Origin of the sequence: Labrys neptuniae, assembly GCF_040797145.1 — a bacterium.
In the GTDB taxonomy this organism is placed as follows: domain Bacteria; phylum Pseudomonadota; class Alphaproteobacteria; order Rhizobiales; family Labraceae; genus Labrys; species Labrys neptuniae.
Genome location: NZ_JBFNQD010000007.1, coordinates 279,395 through 301,744, shown reverse-complemented (window position 1 = coordinate 301,744; position 22,350 = coordinate 279,395). Strand labels below are relative to the sequence as shown.

The window sequence follows — 22,350 nt, the reverse complement described above, 5'->3', positions numbered from 1 at the left end:
CATTCGAAAGTTCAGCTGACGTCGTCGCCGTCTTGCGACGGGGCGGCATCTTGCGTTGAGGGTTCGTCGTCCGCCTGCAGCGGGGCTTCGGAGGATGGATGTGGTTCAGCCGAAGCCAGTCCGCCATCCTGCCAGAAAGCAAGCGCTGCAACGCGATCCAGGAATCCGGTAACCGCCGGGCCCGCGCAGAGCGCAGCATGTATCACATTTGTCCGCCCTAATGCCAAATCCAAATGGGCAGAATCGAAAATCGTAATGAAGTTTGGTGCATTTTTATCCCAATAGGCCCGTTTGACGGCTTGTGCAAGCTTGCGGCCACCGTCTTCGGCACCGTCACGCGCTTGAATCACGGCCACGAGGCGGCGTGAAACACGTTCGGAGTCGATGGCATCCATCACTTTGGCGAAGCCGGAGAGTACGAGTCCGGCCTTGTTGGCAAAGCTGAGCATGTCGAGGGCCGCCTTGCGCAGGAGCCGCTCGATGACATCGGGTAGATCGGTCGGCACCTCGACCGGGCGTTTGAGCAGGCGGGCGAAGGCCCGCTTGCGCATGGCTTCCTCGACGCTGGCACGGTTGGCGGTGACCCAGACGCCGCGTCCGGGCAGGACGCGCTTGAGATCCGGGGTCAGGGTGCCGTCGGGCGCTGCGACGAGGCGTATCAGCGTATCGACAGGACGCACGAGGCGCGTGGCCGCACACAGGCGCTCGCGCGCCCGGCGGTCATCGTCATCCTCGATGCGTTCTGTCAGCACTATGGGTCATGCTCCATGCTCGGAGAGTGTGGAGGCTTCTTCCTCGGCGGGCTCTTCTTCGGCCGGAGCAGGAGCCTCGACCCAACCTGCCTTGATGCGGGCGGCCATGATGATCGCCTCGGCCTCGTCGCGGCTGAGTTCGAAGGCATCGAGATAGCCGGCATGCTTGGTGGTCTCGCCATCCTTGCGCTCGGTCCAGCCGACGAGATCGTCGGTGGCGCAACCGGCAAGGTCCTCGACCGATTTCACGTCGTTCTCGCCCAGCGCCACCAGCATGGCGGTGGAGACGCCCTCGACCGTCTTCAGTTCGTCTTCCACGCCGAGCGCCTTGCGCTTGGCATCGAATTCTTCCTCGACGGCGGTGAGGTAATCGCGGGCGCGGGTCTGGATCTCCTCGGCCGTCTCCTCGTCGAAGCCTTCGATCGACGATACGTCGGAGGGGTCGACATAGGCGACTTCCTCGACGGTGCGGAAACCTTCGGAGGCAAGCAGCTGGCCGACGACCTCGTCGACGTTCAGGGCGGTCATGAAGGTCTGGGTGCGCTGCACGAATTCCTTCTGGCGGCGCTCGCTTTCCTCGGCCTCGGTGAGGATGTCGATGTCCCAGCCGGTGAGCTGGGAGGCGAGGCGCACGTTCTGGCCGCGGCGGCCGATGGCCAGCGACAGCTGGGCCTCGGGCACGACGACTTCGATCTTCTCGGAATCCTCGTCCAGCACCACCTTCGACACTTCGGCCGGCTGCAGCGCGTTGACGATGAAGGTGGCCACATCAGGCGACCAGGGGATGATGTCGATCTTCTCGCCCTGCAGTTCGCCGACCACCGCCTGCACGCGCGAGCCGCGCATGCCGACGCAGGCGCCGACCGGATCGATGGAGGAATCGCGCGAGATCACGGCGATCTTGGCGCGCGAACCGGGATCACGGGCGACGGCCTTCACCTCGATCACGCCGTCATAGATCTCCGGCACTTCCTGCTCGAAGAGCTTGGACATGAACTGGGGATGGGTGCGCGACAGGAAGACCTGCGGACCGCGCTGCTCGCGGCGCACGTCGAAGAGATAGGCGCGGATACGGTCGCCGGGGCGGAAGACTTCGCGCGGCAGCAACTCGTCGCGGCGCACCACGGCTTCGCCGCGGCCGAGATCGACGACGACATTGCCATATTCCACGCGCTTGACCAGGCCGTTCACCACGGTGCCGACGCGATCCTTGAATTCGTCGAACTGGCGGTCACGCTCGGCCTCGCGCACCTTCTGCACGATGACCTGCTTGGCCGACTGGGCGGCGATGCGGCCAAAATCGAAGGGCGGCAGGGTTTCGGCGATCCAGTCGTCGACCTGCGCGGCCGGGTTCTTCCGGCGGGCGTCTTCGAGCAGGATCTGGACGGCGTCGTTCTCGATCTGGTCGACCACCTGCAGCAGCCGCGACAGGCGGATCTCGCCGGTCTTGGGATTGATCTCGGCCCGGACTTCCGTCTCCTGGCCGTAGCGCGAGCGGGCGGCCTTCTGAATCGCGTCTTCCATCGCGGCGAGCACGATCTGACGATCGATCACCTTCTCGCGGGCGACGGCGTCGGCAATCTGCAACAGTTCCAGGCGGTTCGCGCTGACGGCCATGATTCTTTCCTCTCAGCGGGTTTTTGGTTGTCTATGCGGCTGCTTGGACGGCGATTCCGGATCGGAGCTGTCGTCCGATTCCAGCTCGGCGGCTTCCTGAGCCTCGAGTTGTGCGGCCAGCGCCTTGGAAGCAGCCTTGGCCCGGCGCAGCGATTCCGTCACCAGCGCGTCGGTCAGAATGAGATGGGCTTCGCTCATCTCATCGACCTTCAATTCCACGTCGGTGGCCTCACCGGGGCCGGCATCGATACGGCGGATCCTGGCCTTGTTGCCTTCGGCGCCCAGCAGGATGCCCCGGAACCGGCGGCGGCCGGCCACGATCAGGGTCATCTCGATCTTGGCCTCGTGCCCGGCCCAGCGCTGGAAGTCGCTGACGCGCACCAGCGGGCGGTCGATCCCCGGCGAGGAGACCTCCAGGTGATAGGCCTTGCCGATCGGATCGTCGACGTCGAGGACGGGCGAGAGCGTCTTGGAGATCAGCTCGCAATCCTCCACCGTCATGGTGCCGTCGGGGCGTTCGGCCATGATCTGCACGGTGCCGCCATTATTACCGTTGAGGCGCACCCGCACGAGACGGAAGCCGAGCGGCAGGATGGTGCGCTCGGTGATTTCTGCCACGCGCGCGGCAACGCCCGTCTCGGTGAGACGGCGCGGTTCGTTCAACGCGTCGGCCGACGAATCGGCCTGGCTGACAATGGCTTCGGGTTCGGTCACGCAACCCTCGAAACAAAAAGAGCGGGTCCCGGGTGGGGCCCACTCTCAAAACCAATGATCCAGTGGACCATCTATGAGATGTCTCATCGAGACAGGCGCAATATAGGGATTTTTTGCCGTCATGCAAGGAAGGATTTGTTCACCTTGTTGATGAGCGACGCGCAAAGCCCATTTCAGGGGACAATTCCAGCCGCCTCGGCCGCTTGAGCGACGCTGAACCTGCGCCATTGCCCGGCCTGGACGACATGCATGGTGTCGTGCCGAGCCTGGAAGAGCGAAGGAGCGTTCTCCCGGTCGAAGGCGATGCCGGCGATTTCTTCCGTCAGCACTTCCGCGCCATCGGTTCCCAAGCGCAGCAGGACGAGGTCGGTGGCCTTGCCATATCCCCCCACGAGCATGGCCAGGGAGCCATCCACCGCAACCGCGCCGGCGCCATGGATCGGTGTCTGCCATTGGCGGCATTGCCTGGTTTCGTCGATCCGCATGATTGGAAAGTCGGAGTAGTAGTAAGCCCAAACCTGGTTGCCGCTGACATTGAGGGCGTAGCAGTCGTCGATGACGGAGCCCGTACCCTCCCAGGAATAGGACCAGGACGGACGGCCCTGGCAATCGAAACGCCGCAAGCCGGGGGCGCCGATCGGCTCGGGCCCGCCGGCATTGCCCCATCCCAGATTGCCGTAGACGCCCTCGTCGAAATAGCCGCACCAGATGCCGCCATCCGTGTCGCATTGCAGATGCTGAATGCCGTCGCCGAGGCAGAAGCGGCCGATGAGCGTGCCATCGGCCGCAAGGTGGCGGGCATTGTCATGTCCGACCGGGCATCGCGCACCAGCAACGATCCAGCTGTCATCGGGAAACTGGTCGACAAGGAGAAACCAGTCCTCCAGGGCGAATTCCGCCGTTTTGCCCCGTGCCTTGCCGTCGAAGCTGAACAAGCGTGCCCGCGCCCCGGCCGGCAAGGGCTTGCGGGCTCGAAACAGCGCCGCGACATCGCAATCGGCCTGCAGCATGGCGAGCGCCCCCGCCTGCGTTACGGCCTGGCTGATGTCGAACCAGCCGTTTTCCGGGGAAGGCAGGGGAATCGACAGGCCCTGCATTGTTCTGGATTGGACTGCCATGGCACCGAACGCAGGAATTGGGGAAGGGGATCCGCATATTTGACGGAGCGGCGAGAGGCCTGTGCCTGTTTCAGTAATAGACCCCGGCGGCCAGAGCCACATCCATCACGCTCAGGCGGTGCCATTGCTCGTTCCACACGACATGCAACATGTCGTGGCGGGCCGCAAACAGCCGCGCCGGCTTTTCGCGGCTATAGCCGAGGTCGAGATCGAAGGTGGCGAGAATCGTGATCTCATGGCCGCCACGCCGGAACAGCGCGATGCGGTGGCTGTCTTCTCCATAGCCGCCGATCAGCAGGCCGAGGTGGCGATCGATGGCGACGGCTTTGACACCGCTGATCTCATTCGACCAGAGCTGGCAATAGCCGGACCCGTCGACGCGCAGGAGGGGAAAATCGGTATAGTAGCAGCTCCAGATCTCCCTGCGCCCGACATTGAGCGCATAACAGTCCACCATCGGCAAACCAGCCCGGGCCATGCCCTGCGACCACAACGCAGTTCCGTCGGTGTCGAAGCGCATCAGGCCGCTGGCCGGCATGCCCGGCCCTCCTCGGCCCCAGGCGCGATTGATCAAGGCGCCTTCGTCCCAATAGCCGCACCAGATCCTGCCCTCGTCGTCGCATTGCAGATGTTCGATGGCATCGCCCAGGCACAAATGCCGCAGCACGGTGCCGTCCTCGGCCAGATGGCGGGCATTGTCCTGCCCCTGGCGACAGCGCGCATCGGCGACGATCCAGCCACCGCCCGGCAATTCGTCGAAAGCCGGATAGTCGAATTCCAAGGGAAAATGCGTTTGATTTCCCCGCCACTCGCCGTCGAAGCTCGTGAGCCTGCCTGTCGTCGACATGGGTTTGGGGGATGGCTCGTCCCCCAGGGCCAGCATGTCACGATTCGTATCGAGGCAGGCCAGCCGGCCATCCAAGGTGACTGCGTAGGCAAGTTCGAACCAACCGGACCCGCGCCCCGGCAGAGGAACGGTGCTGGAGGGGGCGATCTTCGATCTTGCCGTTCTATTGCCCTCGCTGCCACTCACTCGATCACCGATCCTGCGCTCTCCCGCTCGTCGAGCGCACCCTTCAGCATGGTCAGGCGGTCGGGGACGGTTTCGCCCCGCATCATCGCCAGGAGCAGAGCTGCGCCGGTGGAACCGAGTTCGAAGCGCGGCTGGCGAATGGTGGTCAGGGTGGGCTCGACGAAATCGCCGAACTCGATGCCGTCGAAGCCGACGATGGACACATCCTGCGGCACCTTGAGGCCGCCGCGGCGGATGGTCGTCATGAAGGCGATCGCCATTTCGTCGCTGGTGGCGACCACGCCGGTCGGCCGGCGGTCGAGGGCCAGGAAGGCCCTGCCCGAGGCGACGCCGGAGGCGAAGTCGTAATTGCCCTCGAAGCGCACGAAATCGTCGGCTCCAAGGCCGGCGGCGGCGATCTCGGCCTGGAAGCCGGCATAACGATGGCGTTCGTTGTAGTTGCCCCTGGGGCCTGCGAGATAGGCCAGATGCCGATGGCCCCTGTCGAGAAGATAGCGGGTTTGGGCCCGGCAGCAGACCTCGTCGTCGACCACCACCGCCGGTATGCCGGGAACGTCCGTCTCGGCGCAGATGCCGACGATAGGAAGGCCGGAATCGGCAATGGTGCGGCCGGCATGCGAGGGCACCGTCGAGGCAAGCACCAGGGCACCGTCGATATGGCCGCCGAAGACGAGGTCGACCAGATATTTCTCCTTGCCATCGATGCTGTCGAGATTGCCCATCAGCACGGCATAGCCGGCTTGGGAGAGGGCGACGTCGATGCCCCGGAGAACCTCGCTGAAAAAAGGCGGATTGCGGCGGGGGCCGACGACCACCAGCACAGTGCGGGAAGAACCGGCGCGCAACTGCCGCGCAGCGCTGTTGGGGATATAGCCGAGTTCGCGCACGGCAGCTAGCACGCGCTCACGCGTCTCGGCCTGGACACGATCAGGAAAGGTGAGGGCGCGGCTGACGGTGGCAGTCGAGACGCCGGCGGCGCGGGCGACGTCGCCGATGCGGGTCTTGGAGACATCGCGCGGTGCGCGTCTCTGGATGCGTCTGGTGCGTTCCTTGGCGGGCGGCATGGGACCACCGTTCTCCAACCTGCTGGCAAAACTTCGAAAAAGCTCTGCCATCTGCCTGTTGCGGGTGCGACCGGAGCCCTGAGTCAATCCCCTTGACACGAACCCCGATCGCAATCAATATCCCGACGCGTGCAATCGATTACATAAACACAGCATGCGATCCTTTAGGGAGGATGTCCATGGAAAAATTGAGGGCGATTCCGCAACGGGCTCCGGTGCGTTCCATGCTTGTCGGTGCACTTGCTGCGCTGGCGCTCGCTGGGCCGGCCGTGGCGCAGGACAAGCCCAAGGCCGAAGTGATGCATTGGTGGACATCGGGCGGCGAGGCGGCGGCCGTGAAGGTCTTCGCCGACCAGTACACCAAGGCCGGCGGTATTTGGGTCGACTCGGCGGTTGCCGGCGGCCAGGCCGCGCGCTCCGCTGCAATCAATCGCATCGTCGGCGGCAATCCGCCCACGGCCTCGCAGTTCAACACCGGCAAGCAGTTCGACGATCTGGTCAGCCAGGGCCTGCTCAACACCGTCGACCAGGTTGCCGAGGAAGGCAAGTGGAAGAGCTTCCTGCCGCCTTCCTTCATCGAAGCCGCGAGCCGGGAGGGGCATATGTATGCCGTTCCGGTGAACGTGCATGGCCAGAACTGGGCTTTCTATTCCAAGGAAGTGCTCGACAAGTCCGGTGTCACCGCAGTGCCCACCAACTGGGACGATTTCTTCGTCGCTCTCGACAAGATCAAGGCGGCCGGCTTTACGCCGCTGGCACAAGGTGGCGAGCCCTGGCAGGAGCGCCTGCTGTTCAATGTCGTGCTGCAATCGGTCAGCAAGGACACGTTCATGCGGCTCTATGCCAAGAACGATGCCACCGCTATCGATACGCCCGAGTTCAAGAAATCGGTCGAGATTTTCGGCAAGTTGCGTGCCTACACCGATGCCGGGTCGCCAGGACGCAACTGGAACGATACCACGGCTCTCCTGATCACCAACAAGGCCGGCGTGCAGTTCATGGGTGATTGGGCCAAAGGTGAATTCAAGGCGGCCAACAAGGAGGCCGGCAAGGATTTCTACTGCCAGATCGGCATCGACGACAAGGAACTGGTGATCGGCGGCGACGTCTTCGTTTTCCCCAAGACGACCGATGCAGCCCAGGTCAAGGCGCAGAACCTCCTCGCTTCGACCATGCTGTCGCCTGAGACCCAGGTGCTGTTCAATATCCAGAAAGGCTCGATGCCGGTGCGCACCGACGTCGACGCCAGCAAGTTCGATCTATGCGCGCAGAAGGGCATGAAGCTGCTCGCCGATCCTGCGCATCAGACACCGGTGATCGACATGCTGGCCAGTGCCGATCTGGTTGGAGCGCTCGAGGATGTCATCACCAATTTCTGGAACAACAAGAGCCAGACGCCGGACGAGTTCACCGCCAAGTTCGCGGATGCGCTGAAGTCGGCGCAGTAAGCTCCTCTGGGGCGGGTCTTCGGGCCCGCCCGGCCTGCGCACCGGCAAGCCGGTCTCGCGATTGCGACTTTTCCGTCAAATCGCCGAGAAGACCGGGCCCCAATTCCCACCGCAAGACGGATCCTGAAGGAGGTCGCAATGGCCGAGCCTGCAAGATTGTCGCGTCCACATCGTCGGCCCCACCGTCTGAGCATGGCGGCGCTGGCCTTGATACCGGCCTGGATCATCGTCGTCGCCGCCTATATCGGCACGGTGATCTGGACGATCGTCATCTCCTTCACCGGTTCCAAGCTGCTGCCGGTCTACAATTTTGTCGGTTTGGATCAGTATGTCCGGTTGTTTGCCTCGGATCGCTGGCAGGTTTCGGTGTGGCATCTGGCCGTCTTTGGCGTGCTCTTCATTGTCTGCTGCCTGATCGTCGGCTTCCTGCTGGCGGTGGCGCTCGACCAGAAGATCCGCTTCGAGAACACGTTCCGTACCATCTTCCTCTATCCCTATGCGATGTCCTTCATCGTCACGGGCCTGGTCTGGCAGTGGCTGATGAACCCCAATCTCGGCATCCAGAACACGGTGCGCAACTGGGGTTGGACGAGCTTTACCTTCGACTGGGCGGTGAATTCGAAGCTCGCCGTGTTTGCGCTGGTGATTGCCGCAATCTGGCAGGCTTCCGGCCTGGTGATGGCGCTGATGCTGGCGGGCCTGCGCGGCGTCGACAGCGAATTGTGGAAGGCGGCGAAGATCGACCGCATCCCGACCTGGCGGGTCTATGTCTCCATCATCCTGCCGATCCTGACCCCCACCATCACCACGGCCACCGTGCTGCTCTCCATCGCTGTGATCAAGGTCTATGACCTCGTGGTCGCCCTCACCAATGGTGGGCCGGGTACGGCCTCGGAAATGCCGGCCAAATTCGTGATGGACAATCTCGGCCAGCGCCAGAATATCGGCCTCGCCACGGCGGCCTCGACGGTGATGCTGATCACGGTGATCTGCGTGGTCTCGCCATGGCTCTACCATACCTATTTCCGCCGGCAGTCGCGGAGGCCGGCATGAGCGCCCTAGAGACACCACGCGGGCGCAAGCCGGCCCGCCTGACCCCCGGCCGCATCGGCCTCTATGTCTTCCTCGTCGTGGCAGCAGCCTTCTTCCTGCTGCCCGCCGTGGTGATGGTGCTGACTTCGCTTAAGACCATGGAGGAGATCCGCCAGGGCCAGATCTTCGCCCTGCCGCTGGCCTTCGATCTCGCCGCCTGGAGCAAGGCCTGGTCGAGTGCGAGTACGGGCCTTGTCCACAGTGGAATTAGTGTCGGTTTCTTCAATTCAGTTAAGATCCTCTTGCCTAGCCTCGTTATCTCCATCGCTGCGGGCGCCGTGAATGGCTATGCTCTGTCGCTATGGAACGTGCGATACGCCAACCTCCTGTTCGGCGTGCTCCTGATCGGCGCCTTCATTCCCTATCAGGTCTTCATTTATCCCTTCATCCGGATATTTGCATGGGCCAACATCTTCGGGACATTGCCCTGCATCGTCATCGTGCACACCATCTTCGGCATGCCGCTGATGACGCTGATATTCCGCAATTACTATGCCAGCCTGCCGGCCGAATTGTTCAAGGCGGCACGCGTGGATGGCGGCGGCTTCTGGCAGATCTTCTTCCACGTCATCCTGCCGATGTCGACGCCGATGCTGATCGTGGCCGCCATCCTGCAGGTCACCGGCATCTGGAACGACTTCATCCTCGGCCTGACTTTTGCTGGGCGAGACAATGTGCCGATGACGGTGCAACTCAACAACATCGTCAATTCAACCACGGGCGAGCGGGCCTACAACGTCAACATGGCGGCGACCCTGCTGACCGCCTCCGTGCCGCTCATCGTCTATTTCGTCTCCGGACGCTGGTTCGTGCGCGGCATCGCAGCCGGCGCGGTGAAGGGATAAAGCGCATGCACACCACGCCTTCCTCCGTCACCGTCAAGGACCTGTCGATCCGCTATGGTGCCGTGTCCGTCATCGACAATCTCCAGCTCGACATCCGCCAGGGCGAGTTCATCGTGCTGCTCGGACCCTCGGGCTGCGGCAAGTCCACCTTGCTGAACGCCATCGCCGGCCTGCTGGAGATCAGCGATGGCGAGATCTGGATCTCCGGCAAGAACGTCACCTGGGCCGAGCCGGCCGACCGCGGCATCGGCATGGTGTTTCAATCCTACGCGCTCTATCCGCGCATGAGCGTGGAGGGCAACATGTCCTTCGGCCTGAAAATGGCCCGCGTGCCCAAGGCGGAGATCGCCGCGCGTGTCGCCAAGGCCTCCAGGCTCCTGCATCTCGATCCGCTGCTGCAGCGCAAGCCCTCCGAATTGTCGGGCGGCCAGCGCCAGCGTGTCGCCATCGGCCGCGCCCTGGTGCGCAATGTCGACGTCTTCCTTTTCGACGAACCGCTGTCCAACCTCGATGCCAAGCTGCGCAACGAGCTGAGGGTCGAGATCAAGAAGCTCCACCAGAGCCTCGGCAACACCATGATCTATGTCACGCATGACCAGATCGAAGCCCTGACCCTGGCCGACCGCATCGCCGTGATGAAGGGCGGCGTCATCCAGCAATTGGCGAGCCCGCTCGAGATCTACCACAAGCCGGCCAACCAGTTCGTGGCGGGCTTCATCGGCTCGCCCGGCATGAACTTCGTCGAAGGCGAGCTTACGGGCGGGCCGGGAGGCTGGCGTTTCCAGGCCGCCGGCGAGAGCATCGACCTTGCAGCCTACGCATTCTCTGCCGATCCCGGCGCACGCAAGGCGGTACTGGGCATTCGGCCCGAGCATATCGATGTCGGTCCTGCATCGGCGGGACGGCATGCGGCTCGCGGCAGGATCGACATCGTCGAGCCGATGGGCGCCGAGACGGTGCTGTGGACCAGCTTTGCCGGCAAGCCCGCCACCATTCGCGTCGACGGCGACAATGAAAGCGGGCCCGGCGACGAGATCGGTTTTCATTTCGATGTCGGGCGCGCCTCGCTGTTCGACGCGGAAAGCGGAGAGCGCCTGTGAAGAAGCTTTGCCGCAATTGCCACCCAACCCGTTGATTTTTCTCATTTCATGAAAGGATCTATCATGGCTCTGCAATATCCCCTGTCGTTCCAGCTCTATTCGGGCCGCAACTTCCCACCGCTCGAGGGGCAGCTCAGGACGATCGCCGAGGCCGGCTTCAGCAATGTCGAGCCCTATGGCGCCTTCTACCAGGACGTGCCCGCCGCGGCCCGGCTGTTCAAGCAGTTCGGCCTGACCGCCAAGAGCGGCCATTTCGGCATCGATGCCCTGGAGGCCGATTTCGATGGAAATCTTCGCATTGCCGAGGCGCTGGGCATCGAAACCATCGTGGCGCCCTATCTGATGCCCGATGCCCGCCCGAGGGATGCGGCGGGATGGAAGGCGTTCGGCGCCCGGCTGGCGGCTGTGGCGCGCAAGGCCAGCCAGGCCGGCTACGCCTTTGCCTGGCACAACCATGATTTCGAGTTCATCGCCCTGCCGGATGGCTCCTATCCGATCGAGCACCTGCTGGTCGAGGGCGTGAAGTGGGAAGCGGACATCGCCTGGATCGTACGGGCCAATGCCGATCCCAAGCCCTGGATCGCGCGCTATGGCGCCATCATGCCGCTCGTCCATGTCAAGGACATCGCGCCGGCCGGCGAGAAGGTCAATGAGGATGGCTGGGCCGATGTCGGCACCGGCGTGGTCGACTGGGCGACGATCTGGCCGCTCTGCGTGGCCGCGGGCGCGGAGATCATGGTTGCCGAGCACGACAATCCCTCGGACCTCAAGCGTTTTGCCACGGTGAGCGGCGAGGCCATGCGCAAGCTGGCCGGCGTGTGACGCAGTGCGCCGGCCTTCTCAGCGACATCGACTGACTGTCGATGTCGTGGGACCGGCACCTGATTTTGAAGAATTATGCCGGGTCCGAAGTCCGGCGCACCAAAGTTCCTGGAGACCACCATGCCCTTACGCGTCGGATTGATCGGCTGCGGCAATATTTCGGACATCTACCTTCTCAACGCCGCCCTGTTTCGCGATTTCGATTTCGTCGCCTGCGCCGACCTCAGGGAGGAAGCAGCCAAGAAACAGGCCCAGAAATACAACCTGCAGCGGCGCAGCATCGAGGCGCTGCTGGCGAGTGACGATGTCGACATCGTGCTCAACCTTACCGTGCCCGAGGCGCATGCCGAGGTCTCGCGCGCCGCGATTGCGGCCGGCAAGCACGTCTATGGTGAAAAGCCGCTCGCCACACGCCTCACCGACGGCGTTGCGCTGATGGAGGCGGCGAAATCGAAGGGGCTGAGGGTCGGCTGCGCGCCCGATACCGTGCTGGGGGCCGCCATCCAGCAGTCGAGGCTGCGGATCGATGCGGGCGAGATCGGCCGGCCGCTGATCGGCACGGCCGCCGTGCTCGGCCATGGCATGGAGCACTGGCACCCCAATCCGGAGTTCTTCTTCAAACCCGGCGCCGGGCCCGTCTTCGACATGGGCCCCTATTATCTCTCCACCCTGGTCAACCTGTTGGGGCCGGTCGCTTCGGTGATGGCCCTCAGCCAGAGCGGTTTTGCGGAGAGGGTGGTGACCACGGAGGGCTCGCCCTTCAAGGGACAGAGCATCGCGGTGGAGACGCCCACCAGCATCCAGGCCCTGCTTGCCTTCAAGTCCGGTGCGCAGATCACCTTCCTGGCAAGCTGGGATGTCTGGGCCCATGGCCAGCAGCCGATCGAGCTGCACGGCACCGACGCGTCGCTGCGCGTGCCCGATCCCAACTGGTTCGGCGGCGAGGTTTCGCTGGCCCGCCCACGCGAAGCCTGGGAAAGCCATGCTTCGTCCGGCGACCGGTTCGGCCAGCCGAACTGGCCGGCCGACCATCCCGTCAATGCCAATTATCGCGGCCTCGGCCTCGCCGACATGGCACGGGGCATCATCGACGGCCGTCCCCATCGTGCCAGCGGCGAGATCGGCTTGCACGTCCTTGCGGTGATGGAAGGCATCCTCACCGCCGCCGAGCAGAAGCGGCCGGTGCTGATCGAACAGGGCTGCGAGCGGCCCGCGCCGCTCGGCGACGAGGAGGCGAGGGGACTGCTGGCCTGAAGCTGGCCGTCGATCAGCGGCTCTAGCTTCCGACCAACGGCTTCTTCGTGAAAAAACGCTGACCTTTGTCATGCCCGGGCTTCGACCCGGGCATCCAGCGGCCCGGCGCTTGAAGCTGGATTGCCGGGTCGAGGCCCGGCAATGACAAAGGTCGAGCCTGTCTGGGAGACGAACGGCATGCGTACTCGTCGCATGCGGCGGGCCGGCCTTACTCGTCCACCGGCTTCCATTCGTCGCGACCGAGGTCGATAACCTTGGGATCGCTGCTCGCGGTGCCGGTGCGCCCCTGAGGGGCAGGAGCCGGCCCTTCGCGCCACTGCCGCAACAGGCTCGGCAGAAGGAGGGCGAAGCCGATGACGTCGGTGACGAAACCGGGAATGATCATCAAGACACCGCCGAGCGCCACCATCAGGCTCTCGCGGGCGGCGCCGTTGTTCGGCTCACCGCCCTGCATTGCCCGCATCAGGCGGGAGAACACGCTCGTGCCCTGCCGGCGCAGCAGCGAGGCGCCGATGAAGGAGGTCGCCACCAGGGCGATCAGCGCAAGCGCGATGCCGATCCGGCTCGCGACCCAGACGAAAGCGGCGATTTCCGCGAAGGGCAGGATCACAAGTCCGGCCAGCCCGAGCCATGCCCAGCCAGCGGGAACATTGAAGCTGCGTGCGATCATCGGTGTCGTTTCTCCTGGAGCAAGGACGCGTTTTGCCAAAAATGCGTCTTTGCGGTTCCCTCTGGGCAAGACCTTGCGCAACGGCATACGCCGCATGCTGGCCATGTTTGCCCTTCATGGTAGCATGAAGCTGGCAAACTGCTCGATGCACACCATATAGGTGAGGATTGTGGCATTGCCACAGGGGGCTTGAGCCGTTATTTCGAGTCGTCACTCGGTCGGTGGGGATGCTGAAGGCACAAATGGGTAGTTTTGATATCATCACGCTGGTGTTTCTGGGGCTCGCGGTGTTCGTGATCTTCAAGCTGCGTTCCGTGCTGGGGGAGCGCACCGGCGCCGAGCCTCCGACATTCGAGGGATTGCGGCGCGATGCCCAGCCTGCGTCCCGCGACGACAGGGCCGCCAATCCGCCGCAGCGCGATGCCGAATCCCCGATCGAAACGCAGGCGCCGACGTCAGCTTTCCGCTGGGAAGGTTTTGCCGAGAAGGACACGCCCCTCGCAGCCGGGTTCGATGCGATCGCGACTGTCGATCCGAGTTTCCAGCCCCAGAGCTTCGTCCCGGGCGCCAAGGCGGCCTATGAAATGATCGTCACCGCCTTCAACAATGGTGATCGCAAGACCCTGAAGAACCTGCTGTCACGCGAGAATTTCGACGCGTTTTCCCAGGACATCACCGAGCGCGAGGCGCGTGGCGAGACCGTGCAGGCCAATTTCGTTTCGATCGACAAGGCCGATATCGTCGCCGCCGGCGTCAAGGGCCGCGTCGCCGAACTGACCGTCAATTTCGTCTCGCAGATGATCAGTGCCACCAAGGACAGGAATGGCGCGGTCGTCGACGGCAGCGTCGATCAGGTGGCTGTTGTCACCGACACCTGGACATTCGCGCGCGATACCAGCACCAAGGATCCGAATTGGCGCCTCGTGGCGACCGGCGGTTGAGCGCGGTCGGAAGAGGCGGGCGGGCCACGGTATCGATGTCATGGGGATCTTGCGCCGAGTCGGGCCCTTCGTCGCTTTCTTCGTCGCGGCCAGTCTAGCCTGGGCGGGCGAACGTCCGTCGCCACCGCCGCTGCCGGCGGGAGCGACGGCTACGCGGGTGCCTTTCGGCAAGCTTGCCGGATGGAAACGGGACGATCACGCCAAGGCCTGGCAGGTCTGGCTCGCCTCCTGCCGCTCCCAGGCCGAGAACAATCCCGCTCTCGATGCCGGTGTACCGGTTCCCGAGGACCTCGCGCGCCTTTGCGGCGAGGCCTTGAAGCGCGGCGCGCTGGATGCGCCCGCCGCCCGCGCCTTCTTCCAGGCCCATTTCAACGCCTGGCGCATCACTACGCGCAAGGGCAGCGGGCCCACCGGCGGAAAGGCCTTCTACACCGGTTATTACGAGCCCGAGATCCGGGGTTCGCTGGTGCGCGAGGGCGAGTTCCAGACCCCGCTCTATGACCGGCCGGCAGATCTGGTCAGCTTCGAGCCCAACGCCATACCGCCAGGCTTCCAGGGCTACAGCGCAGCCCGGCGCAAGCTCGACGGCAGCCTGGAAGTCTATCCGGATCGCAAGGCGATCGAGCAGGGAGCCCTCGACGGGAAGGGCCTGGAGATCGCCTATGTCGCCGATCCCGTCGACCGCTTCTTCATGCAGGTGCAGGGCTCGGGGCGGCTGCGGCTGCCGACCGGCAGCGTTGTGCGCTTTGCCTATGCCGGCAAGAACGGCCAGCCCTATTCCGCCATCGGCAAGGCGGTGGCCGACAGGCTCAACATCCCACCCCGCGACGTCACCATGGCGGGTTTGCGGGATTTCCTGGCGCGCGACCCCAAGCAGGCGCGCGAGGTGATGTGGGTGAACAAATCCTTCGTCTTCTTCAAGGTGGCTCCCTTCCTCGGCGCCGATGCCGGCCCGATCGGCGGCGAGGGCCTGCCGGTCACGCCGCTGCGTTCCATCGCCATCGACCGCAGGATCTGGCCCTATGGCTTGCCCGTCTTCGTCGAGACGGCAATCCCCGATGTCGGTGGCGGGGTGAAGCCCGAGCCCATCCGCAAGCTGATGATCGCCCAGGATACGGGATCGGCCATCATCGGCCCGGCACGCGCCGACATCTTCTTCGGATCGGGCGCCAAGGCGGGAGCGGTTGCCGGCGCTGTCCGCCATGGCGGCGGCTTCTACGCGCTATGGCCCAAATCGCAGCCTGACGCCAAAGATGGCGCCGGGGGGCGACCATGAGCCGCCGTAAGGGACTGACCGCCGAAGACAGTGAGCTCTGGGCCTTCGTCACCCGGGAAATCACCCCGCTGAAACGCCGTCGCCGCAAGCTGGCCGTCGCCAAGGCCGCGACGAAGGCAGCGGAAACGCTGCCCGAGCCGGAGACGACGCCCGTCAAATCGCCCGCGAAGCCGAAATCCGCGGCCAGCCGTCCGGTCAAGCCGCCGCCCGCGCCGCCGATACCGCCGATAGCGCCCATCGACAAGCGCGAGCGGCGCCAGGTCGTGCGCGGCACACGCGCCATCGACGCCAGGATCGACTTGCACGGCATGCGGCAGGCCGAGGCCCACGGCGCCTTGCGCGGCTTCCTCGCCATTGCCCAGATGCGTGGCTATTCCATGGTGCTGGTCATCACCGGCAAGGGCGGCGGCGGCGATATGGCGTTTTCAGGCGATGAGCGCGGAGTGCTGCGCCGCGTCGTGCCGCAATGGCTGCGCATGCCCGATCTCAGGCCGCTGATCCTCGGCTTCGAGGAGGCACATCACGGGCATGGCGGCAGCGGCGCCCTCTATGTCCGGCTGCGCCGCATCCGCAGGCTCGGCGACCGATGACCCCCTTCGGTGCCAGATTGCGCGCCCTGCGCGCGGCCCGTGGCCAGAGCCTCAAGGAGATGGCGGAGGCGCTCGGCGTCTCGGCCGCCTATCTGTCGGCCCTCGAGCATGGCAAGCGCGGGCAGCCGACCTGGATCCTGCTGCAGCGGATCATCACCCATTTCAACATCATCTGGGACGAGGCCGAGGACCTGCAGCGCCTGGCTGCGCTGTCCGATCCGCGCGTCGTGGTCGACACCGCCGGCCTGACGCCGCAGGCCACCGAGCTCGCCAACCGCCTTGCCCAGGACATCGCGAAACTGCCCGAGGCGGAGGTCGAGGCGATGCTGGCAAGGTTGAAGGCGATCGATGGCGCATGAAGGTTGGAACTCCGGGCGTGCCAAATCGCACCACGCCCCTCTTCACAATTCGGTCTTCCTGCGCGCATAAGGCAAGCCGTTCGACAAGAGCCGGTATTTCGGGAGTTGGTGTGTGACGGCGAACAAGGACGAGAACAAGCAGACCGCGAGATTGCTCGTCCTGCCGCCTGAGAATGAGAGGCTCTCCACCGTGCGGCGCCTGCTGCGCCGCGTGCCCTGGCGCTATGTCGGGCCGATCCTGTCGATCGGCCTGTTCGTCGGTGCGCTCGTCGTGCTGGCCTCGATCCTGCGTGGTGTCGAACCGGAAAAGGTGGTGGCCGCCTTCACCGCCACGCCGACCATGGCAATCGCTCTGTCGATCCTGTTCACCGCGCTCTCCTATCTGGCCTTGACCGGCTATGACGGCCTGGCGCTACGCCAGATCGGCGCCAAGGACATTCCCTATTCCACCGCAGCCATCGGCTCCTTCACCTCCTATGCGATCAGCTACACGCTCGGCGTGCCGCTATTGACCGCCGGCGCGGTGCGCTACCGCGTCTATGGTGGAGCCGGGCTGTCGGCGCCGCAGATCGCGGCGCTGACGCTGGTGTGCACCCTGACCTTCTGGCTCGGCATGGGCGCGGTGCTGGCGCTCGGCCTGGTGCTGGTGCCGGGATCGGTGGCGGGCGTCGACCATCTGCCGCTCTCGCTCAACATGTCGATCGGCGTCGCCATCATCGCGGTGATCGTCGGTTATGTCGGCTATGTCTCGACCGGCCGGCGTGTCGTTGCCGTCGAGGGCTGGTCGATGCCGCTGCCGGGCGGCAAGGTCACCGCCGCGCAGATCGTGCTCGGCATCTTCGATGTCTGTGCCGGGGCCGGCGCGCTCTACATCCTGCTGCCGGACCAGGCGGCGAGCGTGCCCTTCTTCACCTTCATGGTGATCTATGTGCTGGCGGCTTTCCTCGGCGTGCTCAGCCACGCGCCCGGCGGCATCGGCGTGTTCGAGACCACCATGCTGATCGCGCTGCCGACCATCGCCAAGGACGATCTGCTCGGCCGTATCATCCTCTACCGCGTCATCTATTATTTCGTGCCTTTCGCCCTCGCTCTGGCGATCCTGGGGGCCTATGAGCTGGCGCGCCGGCGCCATGTCGTCGGCAAGATGGTCGACCAGGTCGCCGGCATCATGAAGCCGCTCGCCCCGATCCTGGTGGCGGGCGCCATGTTCCTTGCCGGTGGTGCCCTGCTGATCACCGGCGCGGTGCCGGCCACCGAAGCCCGCCGCATCCTGCTCACCAGCCTGGTGCCGTTGCCGGTGGTGGAGACGGCCCATGTCATCGCATCGCTCTCGGGCGTGGCGCTGCTGTTCCTGGCGCGTGGCCTGATCCGGCGCATGGAGGCCGCCTGGCGCACGGCGATGATCGTCCTGGTGATCGCCACCGTCGCCACCCTGCTGCGCAGCGCCGATTGGCGCTTCATGCTGACCCTGTGCTGCGCCCTTATGGTGCTCGCCCTCAGCCGGCCGGCCTTTCCGCGCGGTGCCTGGCTGTTCGGCATCGATTATTCGCCGCTCCTGCTCGGCGCGATCGCCGCCATGCTGGCCGTGACGGTGTGGATCGGCTTCTTCGCCTTCCGCTTCGTCGACTACACGCCGGAACTGTGGGTCACCTTCGGCTATGGCGATGAGATGTCGCGCTTCCTACGCTCGACCAGCCTGGCGGTCGCAGCCGCCATCGTCATCGGTATCCTGAGCGCCTATTGGAAGGGTGGCATCGCCCTGGTGCCAGCGGCGTCGATCGACATATCGGGCCTGGTCGCGCGGGTGCCTTCGGCAGAGGCCAGGCTCGCTTTGCTGCCGGGCCAGATGCTGCTTGCCAACGACCAGGGCAACGCCGCCATGGTGGTGGCCCGCGCCGGGGCCTCGTCGATCGCGCTGGGCGATCCGATGGGCGATCCGGCCATGGTGCAGGACCTGCTCTGGGTCTTCGGCGAAAGGGCGGAGCAGCAGAGACTGTGGCCGGTGATCCTGTCCGCCTCGCCACGGATGCGGGCCGACTATCTGGAGGCCGGCCTGACGCTGACGCCGATCGGCGACCATGCCAGCGTCGATCTTGCCAGCCTGGGGGACGAACCCTATGCCGGTGCCAATGCGATCTTCTCCTGGGCCGATATCCACGCCCTCAGCCTGGATCTGGTTCCTGCCGGCGCCACGGCCACGATCATGCCGACTCTGGAAGCGGTGTCCCGCTCCTGGCTCGCCGGTACCGGGCGAAGCGAGGGCCATTTCGTCGTCGGGCGCTTTTCGCCCGGCTGGATCCGGACCAATGACTGCGCCATCCTGCGCCGGGCTGGCGCGGTGGTCGGCTTTGCCGTGGTGATGCGCAGCGCCGACAATGAGGAGTGGGCCGTCGACATCCTGCGCTATCTGCCGGAGCTCGGCATCTCGACGCTCGATTTCATGCTGCTGCGCCTCATCCGCCTGGCCAAGGCGCGCGGTGCCAAGCGCTTCGACCTCGGCCTGACGCCCAACCCGGCGCAGGCGGGCGAGAATCTCGGCCCGGCCTGGCAGCGCGTCACGCCGCTGCTGTTCCGCTTCGGTGACCACATCGCCAATTTCGACGCGCTGCGCGGTTTCAAGGCCCGCTTCAATCCCCGCTTCGAACCGCGCTATCTCGCCTGTACGGCCGGTTTCGCCCTGCCGCACATCCTTCAGGACGTCACCACCCTGATCGAGAAGGGTGGGGATGGCGAGGTGCGCGCCGACAAGGGCTCGTCGGCGCGGAGCTGACGGCGATGCGCTTCAGGCCGCTTTGGCGAAGCGCTGGGCCCGGAAGGGCGCCAGCAGGGGATGAGGGGAGCCCCAGGCGATCTCGCCGGCCAGGAGCTCTCCGGCGATGAGACCAAGCGTCGCGCCGCTATGGCTGAAGGCGACGTGGTAGCCGGGAATGCCCTCGATGGCCCCGAAGACCGGGTCGCCGTCACCCGGAATGGGCTTGGGACCGGCGCCGTAGCCGTCGAGCTCCAGCGTCGGGTTGCCCTCAAGCACCCTTGAGGCTTCTTCCAGCAGACCGTGAATGGTGGATTGCCGGATTTCGAAGCTGCCATCGTCGCGTATCACGATTTCTTCTTCCGACCAGGCGGAGTCGAGTACGAGGGCGCCGCTCGGCGTGGGGCGAACCGCGACGCGCGGTGTGTTCAATACGGCGCGCAGCCTGGTTGCGATCGGCTTGGTGCGGACGAGGAGTGCGATCGGGGTAGCGTCGGCGATAAACCGGCCTTCCCTGGCGACGAGGGCGGGAACGTCGGCGCCGGTCGCGACCAGAACCGCATCGGCCTCGAACAGGCGGCCGTCGGCGATCGAGACACCACTGGCGCGTCCGGCCGTGAGCTGTACGCTGGCCTTGCCCGCATCGGTCACCAGGGCACCGCCTTTTTCGATGAATTCGGCCAGCATCACCTCAATCACCGACGGCAGGTCGACCCAGCCTTCGCCGGGATTGAAGATCGCGCCCTGGGGCGTGATCGCTCGCCGATCGATGCCGGGTGTCACGTCGGCAACCTCTTCCGGGGAAAGGAGGAGGGCGTCATATCCCAGGGCCCGCTCATGGGCGAAGACGGAGCGGATCTCGTTGGTCGCGTCATCGGCATCCCAGGTCAGGCCTCCGTCGAAACGCAGCCAGGCCGCCTCCGGATGGCGTGCCGCCAGCGTGCGGTAGCGATCGATGCCGATCATGCGCAACTGGTGATAGGCCGCCGAGCGTCGCCGTGACGAATTGAGCCAGGCCAGAGACCGCCCCGAGGCACCGCTGGCCGGCCGGCTCTCCGTCACCAGCGTGGTGGCGATGCCGAGGCGGACGAGATGGGTGGCGGCCGAGACGCCGAAGATGCCGCCGCCGACGACGATGGCGCGGGATGGGGACGATGCTGCAGTCATGGCTGGAACTTTCAAGGCAAGATTGGATTTGGATGAGGGCCGGGACCGTCACAGCATTTCCGACAGGAAGCGCCGCAGGCGGGGGCTTTGGGGATTGTCGAAGATGGCATCCGGGGGACCGGCCTCGACGACCTGCCCCTCGTCCATGAACACCACCTGGTCGGCGACCCGGCGCGCGAAGTTCATCTCATGCGTGACCACGACCATGGTCATGCCGCTCTTGCCGAGCCGTGCCATGAGATTGAGCACGCCTTTCACCAGTTCCGGGTCGAGTGCGCTGGTGACTTCGTCGAACAGCATCAGTTCGGGCTTGAGCGCCAGCGCCCTGGCGATCGCAACGCGCTGCTGCTGCCCGCCCGACAGGTCGATCGGCCGATGATTCATCCGGGTTGCGAGGCCTACCTCGGCCAGACGTTCCTCGGCGATACGGCGGGATTCGGCCGTCGAAAGCCCCTGAACCTTGCGCAAGGCGAGTTCGACATTGCCGATCGCCGTATGGTCGGGGAAGAGGTTGAACTGTTGGAATACCATGCCGACACGGCGGCGGAGCAGGTCCGGCTTCATGCCCAGCACGCTCTGCCCGTCCAGACGAATATCGCCCGAGACGGGCTCGGCGAGGCGATTGAGGCAGCGCAGCAACGTCGATTTGCCGGACCCCGAGGGGCCGATCACGCAGGTGATCGTGCCGGCTTCGGCCTTCAGGCTCACGCCTCTCAGGACCTTGAAATCGCCATAGGCCATGTCGAGGCCGATGACATCGAGGCGGGCGCCCCGGATCGCCATCGGCAGGCCGGCTCCTGCTCCGGCGTCCGAAGGATGGCCTGCCGGCGTCTCGTCGAGCTCGCGCACCTCCTCCAGGCCGCTGGTAACCGCGCTGACCTTGCGGCCGGTGCGCAGGCGCCCGTCGATGGCGTTGACGACATGCGTCAGCGGCACGGTGATGACGAGGTAGAAGATACCGGCCAGCATCAGGGGCGATAGATTGCCCGACACCACGGCCTGGTCCTGGCCCACCCGGAACAGCTCCCGCTCGGATGCCAGCAATCCGAGAAAGTAGACCAGGCTCGAATCCTTGATGTTGCCGATGAACTGGTTGACCAGGGCGGGCAGCACGCGGCGCACGCCCTGGGGGATGACGATGAGGCGCATGCCCTTGGGATAGGTCATGCCGAGGGCACGGCAGGCTTCGAGCTGGCCGCGCTCCACGCTCTGGATGCCCGCACGGAAGATTTCGCCGATATAGGCGCCGGCGATCAGGCTCAGCGCCAGGATGCCGAGCGGATAGGGCGACGGCCCGAAGATCTGGCGGCCGATGCCGGCGAAGCCCTGGCCGATCAGCAGGATGGTGACGATGGCCGGCAGGCCGCGAAAGACATCGGTGTAGATGCGGGCGGGCAGGCGGATCCAGGCCGCGCGGGAGATGCCCATCACGGCCAGCACCATGCCGATGACGATGCCCAGCAATGTCGAGGCGACGGCCAGGATCAGGGTGTTCTTCAGGCCCACCATCAGCATGTTGGGCAGCACCTCCGCCATGGAGTCCCAATCGAAGAAACTCCGCTGGAGGATATCGAACCAGCTCATTGGGTGGTCTTTCGTGGCAAGCTAAAGCGCCTTGCGAGTGGGAGGGATCATCGGGAATCGCAAAGACGCTCCAGCCAATCCAGCGGATTGGCTTGGAAACAAGGAAGGGGAGCAAGAGAGGGGTGAGCACGGGCTCGACGCGGTTTCTCCCAGGA

Annotated in this window: 20 protein-coding genes; 11 read left to right on the top strand and 9 right to left on the bottom strand. The window is 65.0% G+C overall.

The genetic code is table 11. From position 1 onward, the window contains the following. Positions 1 to 11: 11 nt before the first annotated feature. The 6 genes from ABXS05_RS21210 to ABXS05_RS21185 form a co-directional block, all read right to left on the bottom strand. Entirely contained in the window at positions 12 to 752 is a 741-nt protein-coding gene (locus tag ABXS05_RS21210; protein ID WP_367625298.1) for an RNA-binding protein, read from the bottom strand. A 6-nt stretch (positions 753 to 758) separates the two neighbouring features. Continuing rightward, positions 759 to 2,369 carry a transcription termination factor NusA gene (gene nusA / locus ABXS05_RS21205; RefSeq protein WP_311941008.1) on the bottom strand — a complete coding sequence of 537 codons (1,611 nt, stop codon included), beginning with the start codon at positions 2,367 to 2,369 and terminating at the stop codon, positions 759 to 761. Positions 2,370 to 2,381: 12 nt separating this feature from the next. Further along, entirely contained in the window at positions 2,382 to 3,083 is a 702-nt protein-coding gene (rimP, locus tag ABXS05_RS21200; RefSeq protein ID WP_367625297.1) for a ribosome maturation factor RimP, read from the bottom strand. A 173-nt stretch (positions 3,084 to 3,256) separates the two neighbouring features. Then, on the bottom strand, positions 3,257 to 4,180 hold the full coding sequence (locus tag ABXS05_RS21195) for a YxiH-YxzG fusion protein (protein ID WP_367625296.1): 924 nt from the start codon (positions 4,178 to 4,180) through the stop codon (positions 3,257 to 3,259). A gap of 91 nt (positions 4,181 to 4,271) precedes the next feature. Continuing rightward, positions 4,272 to 5,084, bottom strand: a complete 813-nt coding sequence (locus tag ABXS05_RS21190) for a YxiH-YxzG fusion protein (protein WP_367625295.1) — start codon at positions 5,082 to 5,084, stop codon at positions 4,272 to 4,274. A gap of 146 nt (positions 5,085 to 5,230) precedes the next feature. Then, on the bottom strand, positions 5,231 to 6,298 hold the full coding sequence (locus ABXS05_RS21185; protein ID WP_311940996.1) for a LacI family DNA-binding transcriptional regulator: 1,068 nt from the start codon (positions 6,296 to 6,298) through the stop codon (positions 5,231 to 5,233). 179 nt (positions 6,299 to 6,477) lie between these two features. Here ABXS05_RS21185 and ABXS05_RS21180 point away from each other — a divergent pair, with 179 nt between their 5' ends. The 6 genes from ABXS05_RS21180 (at position 6,478) to ABXS05_RS21155 (ending at position 12,859) form a co-directional block, all read left to right on the top strand. After that, entirely contained in the window at positions 6,478 to 7,746 is a 1,269-nt protein-coding gene (locus ABXS05_RS21180; RefSeq protein ID WP_311940993.1) for an ABC transporter substrate-binding protein, read from the top strand. 138 nt (positions 7,747 to 7,884) lie between these two features. Continuing rightward, on the top strand, positions 7,885 to 8,799 hold the full coding sequence (locus tag ABXS05_RS21175; RefSeq protein ID WP_311940990.1) for a carbohydrate ABC transporter permease: 915 nt from the start codon (positions 7,885 to 7,887) through the stop codon (positions 8,797 to 8,799). Then, on the top strand, positions 8,796 to 9,683 hold the full coding sequence (locus ABXS05_RS21170; protein WP_311940987.1) for a carbohydrate ABC transporter permease: 888 nt from the start codon (positions 8,796 to 8,798) through the stop codon (positions 9,681 to 9,683). The genes ABXS05_RS21175 and ABXS05_RS21170 overlap by 4 nt, the downstream gene beginning before the upstream one ends. Before the next feature lie 5 nt (positions 9,684 to 9,688). Then, the gene (locus ABXS05_RS21165; RefSeq protein WP_367625294.1) at positions 9,689 to 10,783 is read left to right on the top strand and encodes an ABC transporter ATP-binding protein; all 1,095 of its coding nucleotides are present in this window, start codon (positions 9,689 to 9,691) and stop codon (positions 10,781 to 10,783) included. Positions 10,784 to 10,846: 63 nt separating this feature from the next. Then, positions 10,847 to 11,605, top strand: a complete 759-nt coding sequence (locus tag ABXS05_RS21160; protein WP_367625293.1) for a sugar phosphate isomerase/epimerase family protein — start codon at positions 10,847 to 10,849, stop codon at positions 11,603 to 11,605. 120 nt (positions 11,606 to 11,725) lie between these two features. Continuing rightward, entirely contained in the window at positions 11,726 to 12,859 is a 1,134-nt protein-coding gene (locus ABXS05_RS21155; protein WP_311940979.1) for a Gfo/Idh/MocA family protein, read from the top strand. A 208-nt stretch (positions 12,860 to 13,067) separates the two neighbouring features. On the opposite strand, the gene ABXS05_RS21150 is transcribed toward ABXS05_RS21155, so the two are convergent. After that, positions 13,068 to 13,529 carry an FxsA family protein gene (locus tag ABXS05_RS21150; protein WP_367625292.1) on the bottom strand — a complete coding sequence of 154 codons (462 nt, stop codon included), beginning with the start codon at positions 13,527 to 13,529 and terminating at the stop codon, positions 13,068 to 13,070. A gap of 242 nt (positions 13,530 to 13,771) precedes the next feature. On the opposite strand from ABXS05_RS21150, the gene ABXS05_RS21145 reads away from it, so the two are divergent. The 5 genes from ABXS05_RS21145 to mprF all read left to right on the top strand — a co-directional run bounded on the left by ABXS05_RS21145 (position 13,772) and on the right by mprF (position 19,465). Further along, positions 13,772 to 14,470: a Tim44/TimA family putative adaptor protein gene (locus tag ABXS05_RS21145; RefSeq protein ID WP_311940974.1), complete on the top strand. Its 699-nt coding sequence runs from the start codon at positions 13,772 to 13,774 to the stop codon at positions 14,468 to 14,470. 40 nt (positions 14,471 to 14,510) lie between these two features. Beyond that, entirely contained in the window at positions 14,511 to 15,746 is a 1,236-nt protein-coding gene (gene mltA / locus ABXS05_RS21140; RefSeq protein WP_367625291.1) for a murein transglycosylase A, read from the top strand. Continuing rightward, positions 15,743 to 16,336, top strand: a complete 594-nt coding sequence (locus tag ABXS05_RS21135) for a Smr/MutS family protein (RefSeq protein WP_367625290.1) — start codon at positions 15,743 to 15,745, stop codon at positions 16,334 to 16,336. The genes mltA and ABXS05_RS21135 overlap by 4 nt, the downstream gene beginning before the upstream one ends. Next, a complete protein-coding gene (locus ABXS05_RS21130) occupies positions 16,333 to 16,695 on the top strand; it encodes a helix-turn-helix domain-containing protein (RefSeq protein ID WP_311940964.1) in 363 nt (120 codons plus the stop codon). The genes ABXS05_RS21135 and ABXS05_RS21130 overlap by 4 nt, the downstream gene beginning before the upstream one ends. Positions 16,696 to 16,807: 112 nt before the next feature. Next, the gene (gene mprF / locus ABXS05_RS21125) at positions 16,808 to 19,465 is read left to right on the top strand and encodes a bifunctional lysylphosphatidylglycerol flippase/synthetase MprF (protein WP_367625289.1); all 2,658 of its coding nucleotides are present in this window, start codon (positions 16,808 to 16,810) and stop codon (positions 19,463 to 19,465) included. Between the two features lie 12 nt (positions 19,466 to 19,477). On the opposite strand, the gene ABXS05_RS21120 is transcribed toward mprF, so the two are convergent. Then, the gene (locus tag ABXS05_RS21120) at positions 19,478 to 20,611 is read right to left on the bottom strand and encodes an NAD(P)/FAD-dependent oxidoreductase (protein ID WP_311940958.1); all 1,134 of its coding nucleotides are present in this window, start codon (positions 20,609 to 20,611) and stop codon (positions 19,478 to 19,480) included. Between the two features lie 48 nt (positions 20,612 to 20,659). Then, the gene (locus tag ABXS05_RS21115) at positions 20,660 to 22,195 is read right to left on the bottom strand and encodes an amino acid ABC transporter permease/ATP-binding protein (RefSeq protein ID WP_367625288.1); all 1,536 of its coding nucleotides are present in this window, start codon (positions 22,193 to 22,195) and stop codon (positions 20,660 to 20,662) included. Positions 22,196 to 22,350: the final 155 nt, after the last annotated feature.